This window comes from Faecalicoccus sp. LCP19S3_E2 (assembly GCF_052121255.1).
Classification (GTDB): Bacteria; Bacillota_I; Bacilli_A; order Erysipelotrichales; family Erysipelotrichaceae; genus Faecalicoccus.
In genome coordinates this window covers 39,677-62,185 of record NZ_JBQKEP010000002.1, presented here as the reverse complement: position 1 = coordinate 62,185, position 22,509 = coordinate 39,677, and the positions used below count along the sequence as shown (strand labels likewise).

Below are 22,509 nucleotides of genomic sequence, written 5' to 3'. Positions count from 1 at the left end.
TTAGTCTTCATCTTCTTCATCTTGCAGTATTTCATGCGATTTTAATGTCAGGATATACGTTGCTTCTTTTGGATATGCACTTTTTTCTTTTTGATCGGATAAGATTTCCAATTCACAAGGATAACCTAATGCCTCCAATTCATCCAAAAGTTTATCCTTTCCCATCTTCTTCGTGATGTTTCTTCCACAAGCACAATTGCCATACTGATCTAAACATTGTAAGACCCATTCCGGTATCTTAGTCTGTGCTGCCATTCCTTACACCTCTCTTAACATCTCGTATATGATACCAATTTTTTTCAAGAAATCAAGAAAAAAAACTGAAGAAACTTAGTTCTCCAGTAATTGACGTATATTAGGATAATACGTATATCGATCATTGACAAACTGCAGGGCTTCATTGGCAATCGCTCTGGATTTCTCATAATCAATGTGTTCATAAGCCTTGGCATATCGATAATAGATGTAATCTTTGATTTGGTTTTCACGAAGAATGTAAGCATAGTTGGCATCGCCCAAACCATAATCACCATGTTCGATATACAGGTCTGCCACATCCATCATAGCTTTATTCTCATATGCCTGATAGAGATCGTTAAACTGACTTAATACGGCATAAATAAAGTTTTCATAATACTTCACATCATCGTACTGCCAATTTTTTAATACGGTATAAGCAACATCCATGAATTTTTCGATCAATTTTGTCGCATCAACTGTAACGATTGTCTGTAAATCAGCCATAGTATGAATGTCTTTTCTTTGGGCAATCATCAATAAACGACGAACAAGATCAAAATCGGCATTGTATTCATCGTTATTGTTCAGACTTTCTTCACTGATCACATAACCTTCATGTGCTTCGATTTCTTTACCCATGGCTGCATAATCACTGGCTTTGATTGTTACGGTCTGTGCTACCTTACCAACCAAAACTTCCAGTAAATCTAGATCATAACCATCTTCTTCATAACTAAAGGCATCGGCTTTGATTGGATATTGCTCTAAAATCGTCTTTACGATTTCTTTCATATCGGATTGATCCATTAAAAGCTGTGCATATTGATCATACCCCATGTCAATACCCATAGCCTTAGCCATATCTATGCATGTATCCAATGAGAACTGATTATACTGTTCCATTTTCTGTTTTGTGTCCTCTTTTTTTGTTACTGCCTTCTTTGTTGTTTTTTTGGCAGCTGTTGTCTTTTTCGTTGTCGTTTTCTTTGTTGTAGTCTTCTTGGCAGGTGCTTTTTTGGCAGTTGTCTTCTTTGTTTCTTTTACTTTGTCATCTGCAACAGCTTCCACGCTAGCTTTATCGTTTTTGAGAGTTTCTGTTTTCTTAACTGTCTGTTTAGTTTTCGCTGCCTTTTTAACCGTTTCTTTTGCTTTCGGCTCAGCTTTTTTTGTTGTCTTTGTTCGAGCCGTTGTTTTCGTTGCTTTGGTTTCAACTGGCTTCGTTCCTTTCTTTGTCACTGTATCTTTCGTTTCAGTTTTCTTTGCAGGCATATTCAGATCCTCCTTATATTTACTTTTTTAGTATAGCACTTTTACACACATACGGAAATTAGAATTCGTAAATTCCCCTGTCATTTCCCTTATTTTTACCGCTTTTTTCTTTAAATTTAATAGTCTTAAAGGCAAATTTCCTCTTATTTGTTACCTTATCGTATCTTTATTCTCATAAATGGATTTTTTCTTTGATTTGTGCAAACATTTCATGAAAAAAGTACTCCAAAAAATTTCACATTTTTTTGAAAATCAAGTTAAAAATTACTATCATTTCACATATTACTGTTTGTTTTATGACATAATTTTAGTATATACTACCAACTGTAAAAAGGAGGAATCGATATGATGGATCAAAATCAAACGCCACCGCAATTCGAGCCGCGCAGATCAAAAGCTATTTCCAACAAGATGATCATCTTTGGAATTTGTTTGGTTGTTCTCTGTGCTTTGGCTGGTTTTGGAGGTGCTTTAATAGCAACAAATATTCATTCTGGAAGTGGCATTACAGTCAACAAACAATCCGGTAATGCCGGAAGTGGAAACCAAATTGAAGATGTCAGCGATATTGCCGCCAAGTGTGGGCCCAGTGTTGTCGAAATCACGACAGAAGCTGTGACCAGCGGAAACAGTATTTTCGGACAATATGTGCAACAAGGGGCCGGAAGTGGGGTTATTTTCTCAGAAGATGGATATATCATCACAAATAACCATGTCATTGAAGGCGCTACTTCCATTGCAGTACGTACTCAGGATGGTACGGAATACAAAGCCCAATTAGTTGGTACCGATGCACAGACAGACCTTGCCGTGATCAAAATCGATGCATCCGGACTTACTCCGGCAACCATTGGTGAAAGCAGTTCGCTGCAGGTAGGTGATGCGGCCATTGCGATTGGTAACCCATTAGGTGAATTAGGTGGTACGGTCACAACCGGTATCATTTCAGCTTTGGATCGTGAAATTACCGTAGAAGATGAAACTATGACCTTACTGCAGACCGATGCAGCCATCAACCCCGGCAACTCTGGTGGTGGACTCTTTGATGCCAACGGTAACCTGATTGGTATCGTAAACGCCAAAGAAAGCTCAACCGGTGTAGAAGGTTTAGGCTTTGCGATCCCGATCGATGGTGCGATGGACATCATCAATGAACTGATTGAGAATGGTTCTGTAACCAGTCGCCCTGCACTGAATGTATCTCTATACGATTATAGTTCTTCCAACAGTTTAAGACGTTCCGATATGGAAGATGGTGTTTATATCGTACAAGTTGTACAAGGTGGAGCTGCCGATAAGGCCGGCTTACAACAAGGCGATCGTATCATCAGTTTTGATGGCAAGGAAGTCAATACATCTGCTGAAGTCAAAGCCATATTACGTGATCATAAAATCGGCGATACCGTTTCTATGAGCGTTTCCAGAGATGGAAAAACGATTGATGTACAGATTACACTGCAGCAGCAATCCAGCTAACAGGGGAAATCCCCTGTTTTTATATGTTTTTAGAAGTGTTTTATTTGTCAGTGCTAACTAAATGAACTATAATGTGATTAAAGTGATAAACAATAGGAGGAGATCATATTATGAATAGTGAAAAGATCCAAAAAAGAAAAATCATGCTTGTCGGAACCGGTTTTGTCGGAATGAGCTTTGCCTACTCATTACTCTCCGAAAAAGGTATTGATGAACTTGTTTTAGTCGATGTCAATGCAGATAAAGCAAAGGGTGAACAAATGGATTTGAGTGACGGCTTGTTGTATGCCAACTCGAAAATGAAGATTACAGCCGGAAGCTATGCCGATGCAGCGGACACAAACATCGTTGTTTTAACAGCCGGTGCTGCTCAAAAACCTGGCCAATCTCGTTTGGAACTTGTAAAGATCAATGCGAATATCACAAAAGGTGTCTGTGAAGAATTAAAGAAAAATAATTTTGATGGTTTACTGGTTGTTGCCAATAACCCTGTCGATATCATGACTTATGTGGCTTGGAAAACAAGCGGCCTGCCAAAGAATCATGTCATTGGTTCCGGTACAGTACTTGACTCCGCTCGTTTGCGTCACGCATTGAGCGAACGTTTAGGCTTTGCCTCTTCAAATATCCATGCCTATATCATGGGTGAACATGGTGATTCCAGCTTCGTTCCTTGGATCCATACATATATTGGTGCAAAACATTTGTTGGAATACCTGGATGAAAACGATATCGAACTAAGCGAGCTGCAGGATATTTATATCAGTGTTCGTGATAAAGCTTACAAGATCATCGAACTTAAAAAAGCTACTTACTATGGTATTGGTTTGGCATTAAAACGTATCGTTTCTGCCATCTTAAATAATGAAAAGGCCATCTTACCGGTATCCAGTTATCAAAATGGTGAATATGGTCGCGAAGGTTACTTCATCGGTACACCAACTGTTGTTGGATCAAATGGTATTGAACAAGTCATTAGCCTTCCATTAAACGAAAATGATCAGCAGCGTTTCAATCATTCGTTTGATACATTGAAAAAGACAATCGACGAAAATTTAAGTGATATCTTATAAAAAAATTTGAGAGGATCTAGTCCTCTCATTTTTTATATCTGTTATGAGTTTAATTTTGCATATATTTCCTGTGCTTTGTTTAGAAAATCAGTATCTTTAAAATCAGAAATCATCTTTAAAGTTTCCATGGCTTTTTCACTTTTAATAGTAGTATAGTAAGTTAATTTTTTCAAAAGTAAATCTTTTCTTTGTTCCTTAGAAAGTACATATTGATTTAGCACTTTAAATTGTTCTTCAATCATTTCTGAATTTTTTTCCAAAATATAACCATTTAGCCTAAGATATTCTAAATTATATTTTGGAAATAGTATTAAATTGATTTTTGAATTTACTAACTTTTGAAATAGACCAATATTCTTCTCTTGTAATGCAAATAACAATTGTTATAGTCGATAACTTCTAATTAACCTCTTAATAATACTAAATGACACAGATAAAATAATTATCACAATAAATACATATATCGTATCCATATCTTATCCTCCCAATTCTCCTGCAAAAAAAACTCAAATACAACTATCTTTGATTTTTATTATGCTTATTCTATAAAATATCTAACTCTAAAAAATGTTTGATATCCTCAAAACTCCTTACTTCTAAATCCGCATCACTTGTATCCTGTTCAATAATGGAACCTTTGTAGCCAACTGTAAAAATTTTAGAATTTTTGCCAGCTTTGATTCCATTTATAGAATCTTCAATAATCAATAGATTTTTCCGAGGAATGTTCATTTCTTTGGCAGCAAATAAGTAAATATCCGGTGCAGGCTTACTATTTTTAACCATTTCACCGCTAAATACTTCATCAAAATAATTATGAATTTGTAAACGATTTACAACATTTTTTAAATAATTCATATTTGAAGAAGATACAATTGCTGTCTTTAATTGTTTTAATTTACACCATTTAAGAAATTCCAATAGATAAGGCATTGGTTGTAAATTCATTTGGTTAAATTTCTGATCGAAAATTTCCCTTTGTCCCGTAATCAACTCTTCATCAGTATAGTTCTCTAAAGAAAATTTGACTCTCAATGTTTTAATGATACATGGCATTTTCTGTCCTAATACATTTACAACATCTTCCAAATTCGTTTCTATGCCAAGAGTAGAAAGATAATCCATCAAAGAATTTATGTATATAGCTTCACTATCGAGTAAAACTCCATCACAATCAAATAATATACCTTTTATCCTCATTAAAAAGAACTTCTATATTGCTTTAATCTATCCATAAATCGTTTTACTCGTTTCTCATCAACTTCATTTTCAAAAATTCCATCTTTTTTAAAATGTGTTGCTATAAATGCTGCATCTGCTACCTCATATACTTCTTCGATTGTATCATAATTTACTCCTGTTGTTGCAAAAAGCACAGTATCTGGATAATCCTCTCGAATTTCTCTCATGAATTCCATATCAATTTTCTTGCCTGCATTAGCCCCACAAATTCCAATCGCATCTGGAAGGTTACCAAATAATTCTCCATTAACAATAGAATGCTTATCACGTCCTCCAATTTCACAACTGGATTCTGGAATCACATAATGAACCATTTTTAGCTTCTGAGATAATCCTAAATTATTTCTATGCCGCAAGAATTCACCCGGATGAGCATTTGTTAATCCCATATTTCCTGAAAACGCCCCGGCGAAAGTTCCTCGCATTAGCTGTCCTCCTATAACTGCATTTAGTGCAATTGAATCATGAGTATTTGAGATCACATTTGCACCATAAGGTACTTTAATGTCCTCTTTTAAAACCCCAATTACATAAGCCATTCCCGCAATAATTTCTGAAGATGGTTCAGCTTCATAAGGAAAACTGAATTCGTTAGAAAATAAAACTGCGTCAATTCCGCCATTCTGCAGAGCCAATAAATCTTTACGTGCACTTTCAATTACATCAGACATGCCTTTTTCGCTATTAAATAGAGGATCACTTGGAAATGCTTTGAAATGAACTACACCAATAGCTGCTTTTTCTGTACCTACCACTTCACTCAACCATGTTTTTCTCATCATTTTTTAATACTCCTTTTACAAAATTCCAATTAAACTACATACAACAGCAATCACAAACATTATAATCATTATCTTAAATACACTGGTATTTTTCCGAAGGCTCATGAATACACCTACTACTGCTACAACGCTTAATAATCCAGGTAAAATTGAATTTAACAAATCCTGAATGACTATTGTAGAATCACTGATAGTAAATTGTAGAGGTGTTGTAATATTTACATTATTAGCAATCATAGCACCTGCAATTGTAAGACCAATGATACTTAAAATATCAGTAATCTTATTCATAATTCGCTTGTCTGTGATTTTACTTAAGATACTTCTTCCCAGTGTATAACCTTTACTAAATGTGAAGATACCCATAGCCATTAAATAAATACCATAAAGCAAGCAGAAGATAATAGGCCCTAAGGCACTTCCTTTTAATGTCATATCGACACCAATAGCTAACGCAACTGTTTTAACCAATCCTTGTGTAATTGTATCTCCAATTCCTGCTAAAGGTCCCATAAGACCAACTTTGATATTTTTAATCATATCTTCATCAATGTTTCCACCATTAGCCATATCTTCTTCCATTGAAGCCACAAGACCTGGTATAAAAGCACCCCAGTTATTTTCTGTATTAAAGAACATCATATGACGTCTTAACGCTTTAATTCTTTCTTCCTTATTATCTGCATATAATCGATTTATAATAGGTGTCATGGCATGGCAGAATCCCATAGACATTAATCGCTCATATGATAAACATGATTCAGAAGTAGTCTCCCAAATAAGAAAACAACGAATTAAGTCTTTTTTGGTTAACTGTTTTTTAACTGTTGCCTCATTAAGTGTTTCATTCATTTTCGGTGCCTCCTTCTGTCAATTTATCCAATCCTAATGACCAATATAAAATTGCTCCAGCTATACCAATTAGCGTACATGCAATAATATCTAGTTTTAAATAAGCAATTAGTACAAAACCAATTATTGCAAATGCAACAAATTTTTTCTTATATACCGCTTTAAACATCATTCCTATTCCTAAAGCTGGTAATACAGCACCAACTACATTCAATGCATGTGAAATTTGTTCAGGTAAAGCATTCATAAATGTTTCAAAAACATCAGCTCCAAAATAAACACAAATGAAAGCAGGCAGACCATATACAACCATGCATACAAACTGTGGTAATAGCCAGTTATAAATCCATAAATGTTTAGTTTCTCCCGATTCAATATACTTATCAGCCATATGAACAAATGCTACATTGACAGTCATTAAAGCATTAGTCGCGAGTAAGCCCAAAGTTCCTAATGTTACAGCAATCGTTACTCCAACTTCTGGAGTTTGATGAGACAACATAGTAACTGCTGTAGCAATTACGCCAGCATAGCATTTATCAAATGAGGAAACTCCTCCAACTGTAATCTGCCCCATATAAATGAGCTGAATTGTAGCACCAATAGTAGCACCTGTCATCCAATCCCCTAAAATTAGACCTGTGAGCGCTCCCTCAATAATAGGGTTACGAATAATCCATACCAAATATTCGACAAAGACATTTCCACAAATTGTGGCAAGTAATCCAACCATTAAACCTTGTACTAACATTATGATCTCCCTTCTAAAAACAATTAATATACAAATTGTGAACGTTTTTCATCAGGTGTAACTTGGAAATAAACATTCACCCCCATATCTTGAATGCTCTTTAATGTATCTTTTTCACTCTGACTTGCTGATATATTTTTGAATAATTTTTGCCTATCGGAACCGGCTCCCATACCACCTATATTTAGTTCTTTGAGCTTTACGCCAGCTTGAAATAATTCCTTAGCTACATAAGGAAACTTAATCAGGATTAAAACATTATCTGGTTCACTATCGAATTTCTCAACCAATCTTCGAATATCATCCAAACCAGTAATTATTAATTCCCTATCTGATGGAGCAACCATTTGCATTATTCCTTTAATAAAATCATCTTTTGCCACTCCATCATCCACAATCCAAATTTTATCAATTTGTAGATTTTTTGCCCACGCTGTCACGATTTGGCCATGAATTAATCGATCATCGATACGAATCATTTTAATACTCATTTTTCATTCTCCTTTCTTTTTGGTAATGTGTTTGATAGTAATTCTGAAAAATCAATAATCCCTTTATGACCTGAATCTAGCGCAATTTGCTTCATCACATCTAAAGATAAATTTTGTTTTAAAGCAGAAGCAACTTCTACAACCATAGATAAATTCATACCGCATATGATTTCTATGGAAATTTTTTTGCAGTACTTTTCATATACTCTTGTAGAAATCATAAAAGGACTACCTCCAAATAGATCGGTTAAAATCAAAATCCCTTCGTCTTCTGATTCCAACACTTGCTCTTCTACCATTTGTTGATACATATCCATATCTTGCCCGTATGGGAGAGTAAGATATGATATTTTCGGACTTGGCTTACCCATAATTAGCTCCATTGTTTGGTAGAAAGATTTTGATAACTCAGAATGGCTTAATAATAATAACCTACACATTCATTCGTCTACCTCCTTTACGTTTCCAATTGTAACAACCCTATCCCGAAACACAAAATTCGTAAAAAAACAACACAGATTGATACCTGTGTTGTTTTTAATTCTTATATTTTCATCCTATAATAACTAATTTTCCATCCAATAGTAAAGTAAGCGTTTTCATTTTTTAGAATGTGTGTTATTATAAACCTATCATCATAGTATAAATAACACACATTTTTTTATCTGCAAAATAGTACAACACAATTTTCAAAGAAAGGGACACAATTTTGTGAGGTGATTTTCCATGACTACTCGAATCGAAAGAATAAGCAGTTATTTAAAAGAACAAACTGATGCAATTTTACAAGATGGTCTAAATAATGAACCAGGGATTGATGCTTTGTTATGTGCCCTAGATTTACACTTAGATAGAGCAAATGTATCAAAGGACCTGAACCGTTTGTGGAAAGAAGGTAGAGCAGTAAAGGTTCAAGGTAAACCTGTATATTATCTAGATTATACTGTTTTATCTAGGCATTTTCCGAATCAATATATACCTTCTATAATCTCAAAAAATGAAAATTTAACTGACTTTTTATCAATGCAACCATATAAAAAAGTGCATACAGAGAACAATTATTTTAATAATACTCTAGATGATATGATTGGCGCCAAAGGATCATTATCAGAAGTAATCATTAATGCCAAATCAGCTATTTCTTATCCACCTTATGGCATTCACTGTCTTATTTTAGGAAATGCAGGTGTAGGAAAAACATTATTAACGCAACGGATGTATAACTTTGCATGTCAAGTAAGAAAAGCGGATTCCATTCCTTTTATGACTCTATCCTGCCAAAACTATCAAGAAAATCCTCAGTTATTTTCAGAAGCATTATTTGGAAGCAAAACTAAAAATAATTCTCGCTACTCTCCAAGCATTTTTGAAACTTGTAAGAATGGAATCATTGTACTAGAACAAATTGACCGCCTCCCTTTTTCCTGTCAAACACAATTAGCTTCTATTCTGAGCCGTAAAAGGTATCATACTATATATCAACAAGATGAACAGCAATTACAAAGTATGATTATAGCTACTACCTCAAAAAATAATGACGATTGTAAAATAGAAACTCTTGCTAAGTTTATGCCGATACAATTAAAGATGGAAGATATAGATAAAAGAGGAATTTACGAGAAAATAGAACTTATAATGGATCTATTCTCAGAAGAAGCGATTCATACTCATACTACAATTCGTGTACACAAAGATATTATAGCCTGGTTAGCTTCCAAAAAATTTCCTAACAATATTATACAAATGAGAAATGAAATCCAGATTTCATGCAGCAAAGCGTATATGGAAATTAATGATCCAAAAAAGCAAATAGTATATGTATCATTTCAAAGTCTCTCTTTAGAATTACTTAGTCAGACCGAAAATACTCAAAACTTAAATTCTAATATTTTTAGTCTATTATCTTGTATTCCATCTGATTATTTACAGTTTAATCAAGATGGCACATCTAATGCTGCAACTATTTTCAAAAATGCACCAAATATGTTTAAAGAGCATAGAATGCGTCAATTCATTGATGAATTTAATGTCAATGTAGAAGAGCTGAAAGATATTAACCATTATGTCAAAGAAAATATCAATGTGTTAAAAGATTGTCCTTCCCCTCAACTAGAAGGACTACATAAAAATATAAACCCATATGTTTATCAAGTAACGATGCAAAAAATAAATGAACGCCAACTTCTAAAAAAATTAAGCGAGCATCCACAACTTTTATATGGCATTTTATTACATATTACAAACTATATATCACGTATCGAACACGGACAAACAGGAATTGATACCTCTAAATCAATGACAAAATACGTTTATCATAATGAATATTTGTGCGCTAAAGATATTTACCAAGAATTCTCGAGTTTATATAGCTTTACTCCTTCTGAAAGAGAAATAGATTTTTTAGCATCATATTTAGCAATAGCAAACCAATGGATTAATCATATTAATGTTGCCATTTTAGTTATTTGTCATGGAAAACATATTGCTTCGGAAATGGTTGATTATGTAAAAAAATCAGTACAAGGGACATTTTTTATAGATTCAATAGACTTTAACGAGGATATGCAACTTAACGATTTATTAGAGCTAGCTTGCATCAAAGCTAATGATTTAAATCAAGGTGCGGGTGTCTTAATTACGTGTGACATGGAACCTCTGACATCAGTTTCTGAATATATTCACAAACAAACCAATATCCCAACAAAATCTGTTAACAATATTAACCTAATGGATCTATTGAATTTAACGAATCAAACCACATCCCCCCTAAACGATTTAGATCAGATACGAATAAAACCGGATCATGAGCAAAAGAAAATAAGAAAAGAAACACAATCTGAATTTATAGAGCAAATCAAAGAAAGAGTAATATCTAAAACTGTATCTTTTATCGACGTTAACAAATCAACCAGCATACTAGAAACTTGCCTGAAGAATACATTGAAAGAATTGCATATGGAATATACAGATGTTCTAGCCATTAAATATCTGTGTCATTGTACAAATATGTTAGAAAGAATCATTCGTAATGAAACATGGGATTATCAAAAATCCCACTTATTTATGAAAGAAAATTCTTATATGATTCATGTTATAGAACATGGATTAGAATTCGCTGCAAATTCATTTAGTATAAAAATCCCTTTATCAGAGCTAATTTATGTAACTCAGATATTTCTGCCTGAAGAACAATACTAACTTTAAAAAAAATTGAGAAGATCATATCAAAATTCGATCCTCTCATTTTTTATATTTTTCAATTGTCGATACAAACCATAGAATGGTGCATCAGATAAAAATTTTTCTTTGATCTTTTATCAATTTGACTCAATCATAGCTCATTCTCTCTTCTTTTGAAAGAATGTTGAAGCCACTGATCAAGAAAACGCTTTTCTCTTTCAACGCCCCAAATACAAGTGATAGGATGAAAAAGAATAAAGTCAAAAGTAAAGATAAGATGGTACTAGGATTCAGTAAGCTCATTCATAAAGTCATTTAAACAGATGACTTGATCAAACAGACAAAGTACCGGTCGATCTTCCTTTGTTCTATACAATTGATCCGTATGATAATGACCATGGAACCAGACTTTATAATCCACTTTCTTTTCTACCTGTTCTAAAAATTCATGTAGATTTTGTCGATCTTTTCCGTATCCATCTAATGTAGTTTCATATTTCTTAGATAACGGATGAGAAGAAAAGACATCATGCGTTAAAATATAATCCACCTTCCAGTTATGGGCGGCCAAATTCTTCATGGCATTTTCACATTCCTTAAGCGTAGGGATTTCTTCCTGCCACCATGTTTCGTGTTCTTTTCGATACATGCGATCATGAGAAAAACCACCACCAAACGCAAAGAAAGTCTTGTTTTTGAGAGTATAGATTTCTCCACGCATCAGATGATAGATGTTGGAACGAATCCGATGAATTCTTCCGCCATGCCACATTTCTTCCGGATATTGTTGTAATACATCAAAGTTCTCATGATTTCCATCAATAAACAATGTTGTCCATGGCAAAGATTCAATCCAGTTCAACCAGAAACGATCTCCACTGCCACCATCCCAGATACAGCCAAAATCACCGCAGATGATCAAAAAATCATCACGGTTTAATTTTAAGCCTTCCACAAATTCATCTGGATTGATCTTATGAATATCAATTTCCCGATGTGTATCACTTGTCAAATAAATCATAAATCTCTAAATCTCCTAAAAAAACAAAATGCCTGATTGCTCAGGCATACATTTACTCGACTCCTAAGATAAAGGAATATACTGGCTGTTTGCCATCATATATCTCAACTTCGGCATCACTTGTTTCTTCAATATAATCGGCTAAAGCCTGCGCCTGTTCTTTGGTAGCTTCTTTACCATAAATCAAAGTGACAAGTTCACTGTCTTCATCGACCATTTTATCCACAAGCGCTTTGGAAGCTTCCAGACAATCCGGACAAGATACAACGATATCTTTGCCAAAGATACCCATATATTCATCTTTCTTGATTTCCAAGCCTTCATAAGTCGTATCCTTGATCGCATAGGTAACCTCACCGGATTTCACATGATCAATGGCTTCCTGCATTTCTGCCAGATTTTCTTCGAGTTCAACTTCCGGATTAAACATAACACAAGCGCTCAACCCCTGTGGAATCGTCTTTGTCGGCAAGACGTGAATATCCTGATCTTCGCAAACACTCTGTGCCTGTTGTGCTGCCAAAACGATGTTGGAATTATTCGGTAAGATCAAAATATGTTCAGCATCCAGCTGATTTACAGCACTGACGAAATCCTCCGTACTTGGATTCATTGTCTGTCCACCGCCGATCACGACATCTGCTCTTAACTCTTTGAACATCTGGTCTACACCGGCACCCGGTGCTACTGTGATGATCGCATATTTTTGGTGTTCACGTTTCGAAACAACTGGTGCAGCTTCTTCGTTTTCAAGAATGTTGTCATGCTGCTCCTGCATGTTTTCTACTTTCAGTTTGACAAAACGACCCTGGCGTTTTCCCATTTTAATAGCCGTTTTAGGTTCTAATGTATGTACATGAACTTTTACAAGATCGTCATCCTGTACACAGACAATAGAATTACCGATCGTTGCCAATTCTTCCTTAAACTGTTCTTCTGAGAAATGACGAATTCCATTTTCATTCAAGCGCAAAATAAACTCGGTACAGAATCCAAACTCTTCTTCGCCGCCCTGTACTTTTGTCTGCGCATGCTCATTCACTTCGGCCGAATCACTTGCCGCAATGACATTCCCCTGCAAAGCGGAAAGAAAACCTTCTAAAATGACACAAAGACCTTTTCCACCACTATCGACAACACCGACTTCCTCCAAAACCGGTAAAAGCTCTGGTGTTCTCTCTAAAGATGCATTTGCTTCATCTACCATTTTTTGAAGAACCTGAACGCAATCCTCAATTTCTTCGGTCACGGTATAAGCATACGTATAATCGGCCGCCTCACGTACAACGGTCAAAATCGTTCCTTCAACCGGACGCATGACCGCACGATAAGCAACACGAGATCCATTGACCAAAGCATTGGCCAACTGCATCGCATCGATTTCATCTAAATCTTCTACAGCCTGATAAAAACCTCGAAAAATCTGTGATGTGATAACACCTGAGTTTCCACGGGCTCCCATCAACAAACCGCGAGAAAGCGTCTTACAGATTTTTCCTACCGTATCGGCATCTTCCTTTAAAGCTTCTTTGACCCCGTTTGAAAAGGTCAGATTCATATTGGTTCCTGTATCCCCATCCGGTACAGGGAAGACATTCAAAGCGTCGATCTCGGCAGAATGGTTAGCCAGATTATTCATACCGGAGGTCAACATGTCTTTTAATAGCTGACTGTTGATTCTTTCCATCTTCACACCTACTTCTCCAAACGAACACCCTGAACGTAAATATTTACCTCAAGGCATTTAACTTCCAATGTTTTTTCCAGGACGTATTTTACACGTTTTTGTGCTTCGTTGACAACTTCACTTAATTTGATTCCCTGCAGGGCAATGATATAAAGATCCAAGACCAGACCTTCTTCTTTCTGCGTCACGATGACACCACGGGCATAGTTTTCTTTCTTTAAAAGTTCAGCCCATCCATCACGAATCGCTTTCTGGCTTGTCATACCGATCACACCATAGCTTTCGGTAATGGCACCACCGGCCAGGCTGGCAATCGCATCCAGTGAAATTGAAATTTGTCCGTATTCAGTTGATTTATTAATAGGCATACAAATACCTCCTGTTCGTATTGTTAATTATACCGCATTCAAAGCTAATTTACCACATCAAACGATAGTGTCGTATCATTCCATTGATAATAAGTTCCTGTACCCGGATCATAGTATAGACTCAAAGAGGCGCTATACTGCAGGCCAAAATTTGGATCGGTCTGCCAGTCCGATGCCTTGTCGATATAATTTCCGGTTTCTGTTTCCGGCTGTTCTTCCTGCTGCGATGTTGTCTCTTCGGTATCTTCTTTTTGTGAAGTATCTTGTTTCTCCTGCTCTTCTTCACTTTCTTTTTCTGTTTCTTCTTTTGGTTTATTTCCGCTTAACTGATCACAGTTGATCTTTTCAATCGCAGAGTTATCCTTATCCAGAACCAGACATACATTTTTTCCTTCCAGCTGATTTAACATGCTGAAATAATTGGTGATCATATATAACGATTCCAGGGTCGTATAAACTTTATTTCCATCCTGCATCGTAATCTGTAACATATTTTTATCATAGCTTGATTCATAGGGGATGATTTCCGCCATCTTTTCAATCACATCACGAGACAGTTCCTTTTTATGCTCCTGAAACTGCCTGGCAATATTTTTTCGCTGTTTCTCATCAAATCCACTCAACAAAGGAAAATGCACGATCTGCATCAGATCCTCTTCATTGATCTTGAGGGACTCTCCCTTAGACGTCAACACATAGTTTGAATCATCCTGCACATAATAGCCGATCACCGTTTTTTCCTGTACATCGATTTCCAGTTTTCCACCCGATCGATGAATCTGTACAGAATCTATCAATGGAAGTGTTTCTACGGCATCGGAAACCATGAACATTGGTGTAAGCCACAAACGCGTCTGTGTACCTACATGCGCTGTGCGCAAGATCTCCTGATCCGAATAGTAATAATTTCCGGTACAGGCAATAACCTTGACCTTTGAATCATTGGAAAAAAAATAAACTAAGAAGCTGGAAAGAAGAAAGATGATCGCACTTAATACGTAACAAGCTTTTAACCCAAACTGAAATTGAAACTTTTTTGTTTTCTTTACCAAACCAAATGCTCCACTTCTGTGATCAAATCGATCCCATATTCTTCTTTTGCCTTTTCCTGGATCAATGAAATCAGATCCAGTACATCTTTTGCCTTAGCTTCTCCGTTCTTATTGACAATAAAGTTGGCATGCTTCAAGGAAACCTGCGCGCCACCGATTTCATACCCTCTCAAGCCCAACTGTTCGATCAGTTTCCATGCCGGAATCGACTCCGGATTGCGAAATACACTGCCGGCACATGGCATATTTAAAGGCTGTGCATCCATTCTTCTTTGACGACGTGAATCCATCAAAGCCTCAATTTCTTTTCGATCGCCTTTGTTCAGCTGAAAACAAGCCCCTAAGATCAGCCAGTCTTTATGCTTCTGAAAGATCGAATGTCGATAGTCATAATCTAAATCTTTTGGATCCATCCATTCTATACATCCGTCTTTCCATACATAGACACCCTCTAATAAGGAAGCAATGTTAGCTTTGTAGGCACCGGCATTCATATAAAGTGCACCGCCGATAGACCCTGGTATTCCGGAAGCAAACTCCAAACCACTCATGGAACGTTTCATTGCTTCTACCGAAAGATTGATGATAGAACAACCTGCCTGCGCAAGCAACACCCCATCTTCTTCAAAGAAAAAGTCATTTAACGTTCGATCTAAATTGATGATCGCACCATGAAAATGGGCATCGCTGCATAAAATATTAGAACCTCTTCCCAAAACATGGTAAGGTATGTTTTCTTCCTTTAAAATCTGAAGAATTCTTGTCAAAGCCAACTCATTTTTCGGATATATAAAATAATCCACCGTACCACCAATGCGATACGTTGTATGTTTTTTCATAGATTCGTTACATAGCACCCGGCCATAAACAGCCAGTTTTTCCTGTACACTCATTTTCTTTCCCCCTGTTGGATACATGATCGGCATAGATCAATGATATCGTATGCGGCATTAGGACGCCCCAATTTTAACGCCTGTTCATGAACACTCTCCATCTTTTTTGGATCCATAAACAATTCTATGATACTTTTATTCAACGTATTAGCATTAAGATCCTTTTCCTCTATCATCAAAGCAGCCCCTTTTTCTACTAAGACATTGGCATTATAAAACTGATGATTATTCGCCACATAAGGACTGGGAATCAAAATCGATGGAATTCCTAAAGCCGTAACTTCCGCAAGTGTTGTCGCACCCGCACGACAGATCATACCATCTATTTTTTTATAAATTTTCAAAGTATCCACATAACCGGTGACATGAACATTCTTTAATTCTTTAAACAAAGTCGCATCCTGCAGATTATCTTTTCCACAAACATAAATAAACTGTATGTTGTCCTCAATGCCTTTCAAAGCCTCTTTCATTAACTGATTGACACTGCTGGAGCCAAGCGAGCCCATCATGATCAAGATCGTCTTTTTTTTCGAATCTAATTGGAATGTATCATAATAAGCTTGATCAAATTCTGATTCTTTAGCCGTTGTCGCTCTTGGATTTCCCAGTAAGAATGTTTTTTCTTTAGGAAAAACTTCTTCGCACTTTTCATAACATGTAATGATACGATCCACTTTATTCATGACCAGCTGATTGGCCTTTCCGACAATGGAATTCTGTTCATGGATCAAAGTCGGAATGTGCAAATGATGCGCTGCCAAAATGACCGGCGCACTGACATAACCACCAAAGCCAATAACAAAATCAGGGCCAAAATTCTTTAAGATCTTTTTACTTTTCTGATAAGCGATAAAAAGCTGAAGTATGGCTTTCATCTTTTTTAATGGTGATCCGACTAAACCCGATGTATGCAAAGATTGAAAAGGATATCCCTTTTCCGGAATCAACTGCGCTTCCATACGATCATCATTTCCAATGCAACAAATTTCACAAGATGGATCCTGTTCTTTAAATTTATCCAATAAGGCTAATGCGGGGTAAATATGTCCTCCCGTTCCGCCTGTTACACAAACTATTTTCATATCTTAGAAAGTATAACATAAAATCATAAAAAAAGTGGACTTTTAGTCCACGATTTCAATAGATTCCTGCGTAGGTTCCAGTTTGCCCATCAACACTAACCGCTGATCACTGTCAAATCCATAATCCAGATCACAAGTTGATAAAGTAATGAAGGAACCATTTGATGTATCAACCTCATTGGCATATTGTGCCGAAGCCATCATTTCCGATAAACGCTCATTGCGATAGCTGCCAAAGGAAGTCGTGTAATAAACCGAACCATCGGTCGTCTTGGCAAAACACACGATCGAGCACTTATAGTTTTGCGTAGGTGTCAGTAAATAAAATACCGAATGCTCGTTAAAAAAGCTTTGATCATCAAAATTGGCCAGATTAGTAAACATCCCACCGATATCTACGGAGTGCCCATAGACAATCGAATTATCCTGACTAAAATCACTTGAAGCCTGTGCATCTAGAAAAATCGATCCCATACGATTGTATTCCCCACTGATCGTATGATCCAGATAAAAGCTGTTATCGCTTCCCTGTACGACCGGATACGATATTTCACACCCCGGAATATAGATCCAACCGACAATATCCGGATTTTGCGCCAACAGCTGATCCCAATCTGGTTCTAACAAATTGGCATCATCCGATGAAACAACCAACTTTTCCAATTCTTCCGTTTCTTTCTTTACAGTATCCTGTGTGTTATAGATCGTCCAAAGCTGATAGGCACTAAATGCAAATACGCCAATACAAATAATCATTAATATTCGATAAATCCATTTTTTCATAGCTTTATATTAAACTATTCTTTCATACAGAGCAAATGATTCTACTCCCTGCATGAAAAAAAGCAGATTCAAACGAATCCGCTCTTAACACTTTACTTACTTAATAAGCTTGCAGCTGCTTCATCAACAACCAAAGTAACATCCGGATGATTTTGTAGAACTGAAGCCGGCATATCTGTTGTGACAGGACCTTCTACAGTTGCCTTAACAGCTTCTGCTTTTTCCGGTCCGGAAACAACCATCAATACTTTCTTGGATTTCATGATCGTACCAATTCCCATAGTGATAGCTTGTTTTGGCACTTTGTTCATATCATTGTCAAAGAAACGAGCATTGGCTTCGATCGTACTTTGTGTTAAATCTACGATGTGTGTCATTTCATCAAATGGTGTACCTGGTTCATTGAATCCAATATGACCATTACGACCGATTCCTAACAACTGCAGATCGATGGAAACCTTTTCCAGTTCTTTTTCATAGCCTTCGCAGTCTTCTTTTGTAGATCCATAAGGAACGTGTGTATTATTTGGATCGATATCAATATGATCAAACAAATTTTCTTTCATGAATGTGTAATAAGACTGTGGATTGCTTCTATCGATACCAACATATTCATCCAAGTTATATGTTATGACATCCTTATAGCTTGTTCCATTTTCTTCATGATCTTTGATCATACATTTGTACAATCCTACAGGGGAACTTCCTGTGGCAAGCCCTAATACAACACCTGGCTTGCTAGTGACAACTTCTTTCATGACTTCAAATGCCTTCTGCGACATTTCATCATAATCTTTACAAACAACTACCTTCATATAATACCTCCATATGTTACTCAAATTATAACATAGCCTACCCCTCTTCTCGTATCTTTTTTCGTAAACGTTTTATCTTTTTCAACAAGTTTTATCTTTTTGTCTTTTTTATTTGTATATTTTGTGAAAAAGATGAACTTGTGCAAATAGAATAGTATAATGATTTTGAACAGGAGGTTACATTATGCCAAAACAAAATCCATTATTAAACATCATAAAACGCCAAAAACAAGGAGAAGCTGTCGGAATTTATTCTTGTTGTTCCAGTAACAGCTTTGTCATTGAAGCGGCTATTGAAACCGCAAAAAAACAAAATTCATGTGTATTGATTGAATCAACGGCCAACCAGGTGGATCAAAACGGCGGTTATTCAGGAATAACTCCTAAAGATTTCTATAAATACTGTCTGGATGTCGCCGGTAAAGTAGGACTGGACAAAGATTGCATTTTCTTAGGTGGCGATCACTTAGGGCCACTCACCGTCAGCAACAAACCAGAAGCCGAAGCCATGGATTATGCCAAAACACTGGTTCATGATTATGTTCGTGCCGGATTCACAAAGATTCATATCGACACCAGCATGAAAGTGGCCGATGATGATCCAAATACACGTTTAAGTGATGAGACGATTGCCCGTCGTGGTGCAACACTGGCAAAAGTTTGTGAAGAAGCTTATCAGGAACTTTTACAGGAAAATCCTGATGCGATCCATCCGGTGTATATCGTAGGAAGTGAAGTACCGATTCCAGGCGGAGCTGTAGAAGAAGATGCCGGCATGCAGGTGACAAAGCCGGAGGACTTCAAGTCAACCGTACAAACCTTTGAAAAAGCCTTTGAAGATATGGGTATTCAGAATGCATGGCAATACGTTATGGCAGCGGTTGTACAACCCGGTGTAGAGGAAAAAGATGCTGGTTGCGAAGAATATGACAGAGAAAGAGCCAAAGATCTTATGGCCAGCATCAAAGAATTCGATAACTTGGTATTTGAAGGTCATTCCACAGACTATCAGACAAAATACAAATTAAAAGAACTGATTGAAGATGGTGTAGGCATCTTAAAAGTAGGACCAGGTCTTACATATGCAGCTCGTGAAGGCATCTTTAGCCTTTGCTGCATCGAAGAAGAACTAGCGCAGGTTTACGATTTTGAAACCAGTCACTTCAAAGAAGTCTTAGATGAAGTCATGTTAGAAAATCCAGGTAAATGGGCACCATATTATCATGGCACCGAAAAAGAAATTGCCTTTAAGAGAAAATATTCTTTCTCCGATCGTTCTCGCTACTATATGCCAAATCCAAAAGTACAAGATGCTTTAAACAAATTGCTGAATAACTTAAAAGAACATCCGGTATCACTTCCATTGTTGTCACAATATATGCCAATCCAATATACACTGGTTCGTGAAGGCAAGCTGGAAAACACACCGGAAGCATTGATCAAAGCACGTGTATCATATACAATCGAAGAATATACATTCGCGACAAAACAGGAACAATTAGTAAACGAATAAGGCTGATACATTTCAGCCTTTTCTTATGCTAAAATGAGGATATGAACAAGAATACTTTAAAACAGATTATATTAGCCATCAATGAATCTAGTTTAGAAAGTCAATCAAGAGAAGAATTGATTCACAGAGTCAAAGAAAAAACACAATTAGCAAGAACGACTATTTTACAAGCTATTGATATATTATATCAACACAAAGCTTTAGAATGGCTGCAGGAAGAAGTGGACCTATTCCCTTGTGCTGTTATTTTTGCGCGTTCTAAACCTAACAGTATTACCGAAATCTTGTCCTATTGGCAAATGTTTCATACAGATGCATCCTTCTGGAGAAACAATGGTTTTGAGATCAAAGATAAAAAAATATTGTATTATATCGAACAAATGGAAAAAGAAGACCCAGAAAAGATTGTCAGTGATACATTATCAATCTTATATACCGATTCCATCATCCATAAAAGTAAATACATTCCTTATAAAAATGAAGACCAAACAATCGTGCCTTTAAAGAATAGAGACTTTTTATACAACGTTATGCCAAAAAAAGGAATTCCTACCAACCGAGACATTTCAAAAGATCTGCAAGTCTATTTCAAAGACACTTTAATGCACGAATTTGATCGCACTTGCCCAATTTGTGGTATTCATATGCCTCATATGTTGATAGCCAGTCATATCAAACCATTTAGAGATTGCGCCCATATCTTTGAAGCCGCTGATCATAATAATGGACTATTGCTTTGTCGAAACCACGATTTCTTATTTGACCAAGGCTACATCAGTTACCAGGACAATGGAACATTGATCATCTCTAAACATTTAAAACATCCGGAACATTACAATCTAAAAGATTTGAATTCTAAATATATGAGTGAAAATAGAAAGCTCTATATGAACTATCATAGAAAACACATCTTCCAGGACTAAAGTAGCTGACTTTTTATTACCGAGTTCAATTATAAAAGCCCAGGAATCCTTATGAATCTATACTTTCTTACTGAGCTCAAACATAGTAAAATAGGAACAGATTAGGAGGAAACTATGTCAAAAAAATATCCTGCCTTATATACTACGAGTACCAAAGGCACATTTTTTAAACATTGCAGCATAAACAAAACGATTTATTTTGAATTGCTCATGAATGAAGAAGAAGCATTGAAAAATTCTGAATACAAAGAATATATGAATTATATTCAACAAGAATGCTATGATGCTTTGGTTCACAAATTCATCACTTCACAACCATTGAAGGTGACAAACGATAGAATTCCTTTTGTGATTTTTAAAAGTAATGCTGATTTCTCAACGATTCGTTTGTTCTGTAAGGCCATTTTAGATGAACTTTATGCATCTACAGGTATTGATCCAAAAGCCAAGTATTATGAAACTGAAACTATTTTTGTAGAAATCAATAAAACTCCAACAATGTTACGAAAAAATAATATTGGAGAAAAATTGACACAAAGTCCTGGATTCAAAAACAATATAGAAATATTGGAAGGCTCCCATGAAAAGATCGACTCTGGTATTGTAACTTCTTTTAAAGAATATGAGATTTTGAAAGTAGAAAAAGAAAAAGTTGATGATGATGAAATTGTAGAGTGGTAATCTATGCATTATCACTCTTTTTTGGTGCTTTAAATTCTGTTGGGGTTTCCACAAATTCTATTTCAATCAAAGTGGGGTAAAATCACCCCGCTTTGATTTTAAAGGTTTGATCCTATCTTTTCATATCCAGACAATTTTTAGTTGGATTTTGTATATTTTTCTCTTGGTTTTCTTTATATTTATTTCTATTCCTACCTTGCTTTTTGATAGAATCAAACATACTGATTTTATCAAGAGAGTAACGCCATTTTTGAAACCCTAACATAATTTAATATATCTCTTTTTTACAAAAAAAATGAAGAGCTCTTTAGAGCTCTTCTGAAATTCGAGAG

Annotated in this window: 25 protein-coding genes; 6 read left to right on the top strand and 19 right to left on the bottom strand. The window is 36.0% G+C overall.

Annotation, left to right across the window (positions count from 1 at the left end; all coding sequences use genetic code 11):
• Both ACTQX6_RS02035 and ACTQX6_RS02030 read right to left on the bottom strand, forming a co-directional pair.
• Complete coding sequence (locus tag ACTQX6_RS02035) at positions 1 to 255, bottom strand: hypothetical protein (RefSeq protein ID WP_022790642.1); 255 nt, start codon at positions 253 to 255, stop codon at positions 1 to 3.
• Between the two features lie 75 nt (positions 256 to 330).
• Complete coding sequence (locus ACTQX6_RS02030) at positions 331 to 1,509, bottom strand: neurofilament protein (RefSeq protein WP_294688888.1); 1,179 nt, start codon at positions 1,507 to 1,509, stop codon at positions 331 to 333.
• Between the two features lie 345 nt (positions 1,510 to 1,854).
• On the opposite strand from ACTQX6_RS02030, the gene ACTQX6_RS02025 reads away from it, so the two are divergent.
• The gene (locus ACTQX6_RS02025) at positions 1,855 to 2,985 is read left to right on the top strand and encodes a S1C family serine protease (protein WP_229035717.1); all 1,131 of its coding nucleotides are present in this window, start codon (positions 1,855 to 1,857) and stop codon (positions 2,983 to 2,985) included.
• 110 nt (positions 2,986 to 3,095) lie between these two features.
• Positions 3,096 to 4,058, top strand: coding sequence for an L-lactate dehydrogenase (locus tag ACTQX6_RS02020; protein WP_117446385.1), 963 nt, complete (start codon positions 3,096 to 3,098; stop codon positions 4,056 to 4,058).
• Between the two features lie 41 nt (positions 4,059 to 4,099).
• On the opposite strand, the gene ACTQX6_RS02015 is transcribed toward ACTQX6_RS02020, so the two are convergent.
• From ACTQX6_RS02015 to ACTQX6_RS01985, 7 genes are all read right to left on the bottom strand, one after another.
• Positions 4,100 to 4,438: a hypothetical protein gene (locus ACTQX6_RS02015; RefSeq protein ID WP_320863341.1), complete on the bottom strand. Its 339-nt coding sequence runs from the start codon at positions 4,436 to 4,438 to the stop codon at positions 4,100 to 4,102.
• A gap of 163 nt (positions 4,439 to 4,601) precedes the next feature.
• Positions 4,602 to 5,258, bottom strand: a complete 657-nt coding sequence (locus ACTQX6_RS02010; protein ID WP_117446386.1) for an HAD family hydrolase — start codon at positions 5,256 to 5,258, stop codon at positions 4,602 to 4,604.
• Positions 5,258 to 6,082: a BtpA/SgcQ family protein gene (locus ACTQX6_RS02005; protein WP_022790244.1), complete on the bottom strand. Its 825-nt coding sequence runs from the start codon at positions 6,080 to 6,082 to the stop codon at positions 5,258 to 5,260. The genes ACTQX6_RS02010 and ACTQX6_RS02005 overlap by 1 nt, the downstream gene beginning before the upstream one ends.
• 15 nt (positions 6,083 to 6,097) lie before the next feature.
• Positions 6,098 to 6,934 carry a PTS system mannose/fructose/sorbose family transporter subunit IID gene (locus ACTQX6_RS02000; RefSeq protein WP_117446387.1) on the bottom strand — a complete coding sequence of 279 codons (837 nt, stop codon included), beginning with the start codon at positions 6,932 to 6,934 and terminating at the stop codon, positions 6,098 to 6,100.
• Positions 6,927 to 7,685, bottom strand: a complete 759-nt coding sequence (locus tag ACTQX6_RS01995; protein WP_027969115.1) for a PTS mannose/fructose/sorbose/N-acetylgalactosamine transporter subunit IIC — start codon at positions 7,683 to 7,685, stop codon at positions 6,927 to 6,929. Before ACTQX6_RS01995 ends, ACTQX6_RS02000 begins: the two co-directional genes overlap by 8 nt.
• Before the next feature lie 23 nt (positions 7,686 to 7,708).
• Positions 7,709 to 8,176, bottom strand: a complete 468-nt coding sequence (locus tag ACTQX6_RS01990) for a PTS sugar transporter subunit IIB (protein ID WP_117446388.1) — start codon at positions 8,174 to 8,176, stop codon at positions 7,709 to 7,711.
• Positions 8,173 to 8,616: a PTS sugar transporter subunit IIA gene (locus tag ACTQX6_RS01985; protein ID WP_117446389.1), complete on the bottom strand. Its 444-nt coding sequence runs from the start codon at positions 8,614 to 8,616 to the stop codon at positions 8,173 to 8,175. Before ACTQX6_RS01985 ends, ACTQX6_RS01990 begins: the two co-directional genes overlap by 4 nt.
• Positions 8,617 to 8,902: 286 nt before the next feature.
• Between ACTQX6_RS01985 and ACTQX6_RS01980 the strand changes: the two genes are divergently transcribed.
• The gene (locus ACTQX6_RS01980) at positions 8,903 to 11,374 is read left to right on the top strand and encodes a sigma 54-interacting transcriptional regulator (protein ID WP_117446390.1); all 2,472 of its coding nucleotides are present in this window, start codon (positions 8,903 to 8,905) and stop codon (positions 11,372 to 11,374) included.
• A 129-nt stretch (positions 11,375 to 11,503) separates the two neighbouring features.
• On the opposite strand, the gene ACTQX6_RS01975 is transcribed toward ACTQX6_RS01980, so the two are convergent.
• The 9 genes from ACTQX6_RS01975 to nagB form a co-directional block, all read right to left on the bottom strand.
• Positions 11,504 to 11,659: a DUF3784 domain-containing protein gene (locus tag ACTQX6_RS01975; protein ID WP_117446391.1), complete on the bottom strand. Its 156-nt coding sequence runs from the start codon at positions 11,657 to 11,659 to the stop codon at positions 11,504 to 11,506.
• Entirely contained in the window at positions 11,640 to 12,377 is a 738-nt protein-coding gene (locus ACTQX6_RS01970; RefSeq protein WP_117446392.1) for a metallophosphoesterase family protein, read from the bottom strand. The genes ACTQX6_RS01975 and ACTQX6_RS01970 overlap by 20 nt, the downstream gene beginning before the upstream one ends.
• 52 nt (positions 12,378 to 12,429) lie before the next feature.
• Positions 12,430 to 14,064 carry a DAK2 domain-containing protein gene (locus ACTQX6_RS01965; protein ID WP_205142071.1) on the bottom strand — a complete coding sequence of 545 codons (1,635 nt, stop codon included), beginning with the start codon at positions 14,062 to 14,064 and terminating at the stop codon, positions 12,430 to 12,432.
• Positions 14,065 to 14,072: 8 nt separating this feature from the next.
• Positions 14,073 to 14,432 carry an Asp23/Gls24 family envelope stress response protein gene (locus ACTQX6_RS01960; protein WP_022790251.1) on the bottom strand — a complete coding sequence of 120 codons (360 nt, stop codon included), beginning with the start codon at positions 14,430 to 14,432 and terminating at the stop codon, positions 14,073 to 14,075.
• 44 nt (positions 14,433 to 14,476) lie between these two features.
• Complete coding sequence (locus ACTQX6_RS01955) at positions 14,477 to 15,484, bottom strand: FtsQ-type POTRA domain-containing protein (protein WP_294688805.1); 1,008 nt, start codon at positions 15,482 to 15,484, stop codon at positions 14,477 to 14,479.
• A complete protein-coding gene (gene murB / locus ACTQX6_RS01950) occupies positions 15,478 to 16,377 on the bottom strand; it encodes a UDP-N-acetylmuramate dehydrogenase (RefSeq protein WP_294688804.1) in 900 nt (299 codons plus the stop codon). Before murB ends, ACTQX6_RS01955 begins: the two co-directional genes overlap by 7 nt.
• Positions 16,374 to 17,462 carry an undecaprenyldiphospho-muramoylpentapeptide beta-N-acetylglucosaminyltransferase gene (gene murG / locus ACTQX6_RS01945; RefSeq protein ID WP_294688803.1) on the bottom strand — a complete coding sequence of 363 codons (1,089 nt, stop codon included), beginning with the start codon at positions 17,460 to 17,462 and terminating at the stop codon, positions 16,374 to 16,376. Before murG ends, murB begins: the two co-directional genes overlap by 4 nt.
• 42 nt (positions 17,463 to 17,504) lie before the next feature.
• Positions 17,505 to 18,245, bottom strand: coding sequence for a class B sortase (srtB, locus tag ACTQX6_RS01940; RefSeq protein ID WP_294688802.1), 741 nt, complete (start codon positions 18,243 to 18,245; stop codon positions 17,505 to 17,507).
• A gap of 92 nt (positions 18,246 to 18,337) precedes the next feature.
• Positions 18,338 to 19,060, bottom strand: coding sequence for a glucosamine-6-phosphate deaminase (nagB, locus tag ACTQX6_RS01935; protein ID WP_294688801.1), 723 nt, complete (start codon positions 19,058 to 19,060; stop codon positions 18,338 to 18,340).
• Positions 19,061 to 19,244: 184 nt separating this feature from the next.
• Between nagB and ACTQX6_RS01930 the strand changes: the two genes are divergently transcribed.
• The 3 genes from ACTQX6_RS01930 to ACTQX6_RS01920 all read left to right on the top strand — a co-directional run bounded on the left by ACTQX6_RS01930 (position 19,245) and on the right by ACTQX6_RS01920 (position 22,177).
• Positions 19,245 to 20,573: a class II D-tagatose-bisphosphate aldolase, non-catalytic subunit gene (locus ACTQX6_RS01930; protein ID WP_441657300.1), complete on the top strand. Its 1,329-nt coding sequence runs from the start codon at positions 19,245 to 19,247 to the stop codon at positions 20,571 to 20,573.
• Positions 20,574 to 20,614: 41 nt separating this feature from the next.
• Positions 20,615 to 21,496 (top strand): HNH endonuclease, encoded by an 882-nt coding sequence (locus tag ACTQX6_RS01925; RefSeq protein ID WP_294688799.1) that lies wholly within the window; start codon positions 20,615 to 20,617, stop codon positions 21,494 to 21,496.
• A 114-nt stretch (positions 21,497 to 21,610) separates the two neighbouring features.
• Entirely contained in the window at positions 21,611 to 22,177 is a 567-nt protein-coding gene (locus ACTQX6_RS01920) for a hypothetical protein (RefSeq protein ID WP_441657301.1), read from the top strand.
• A gap of 112 nt (positions 22,178 to 22,289) precedes the next feature.
• Here the strand turns inward: ACTQX6_RS01920 and ACTQX6_RS01915 are convergent, their stop codons facing one another.
• The gene (locus ACTQX6_RS01915) at positions 22,290 to 22,442 is read right to left on the bottom strand and encodes a hypothetical protein (RefSeq protein ID WP_181965614.1); all 153 of its coding nucleotides are present in this window, start codon (positions 22,440 to 22,442) and stop codon (positions 22,290 to 22,292) included.
• Positions 22,443 to 22,509 lie beyond the last annotated feature (67 nt).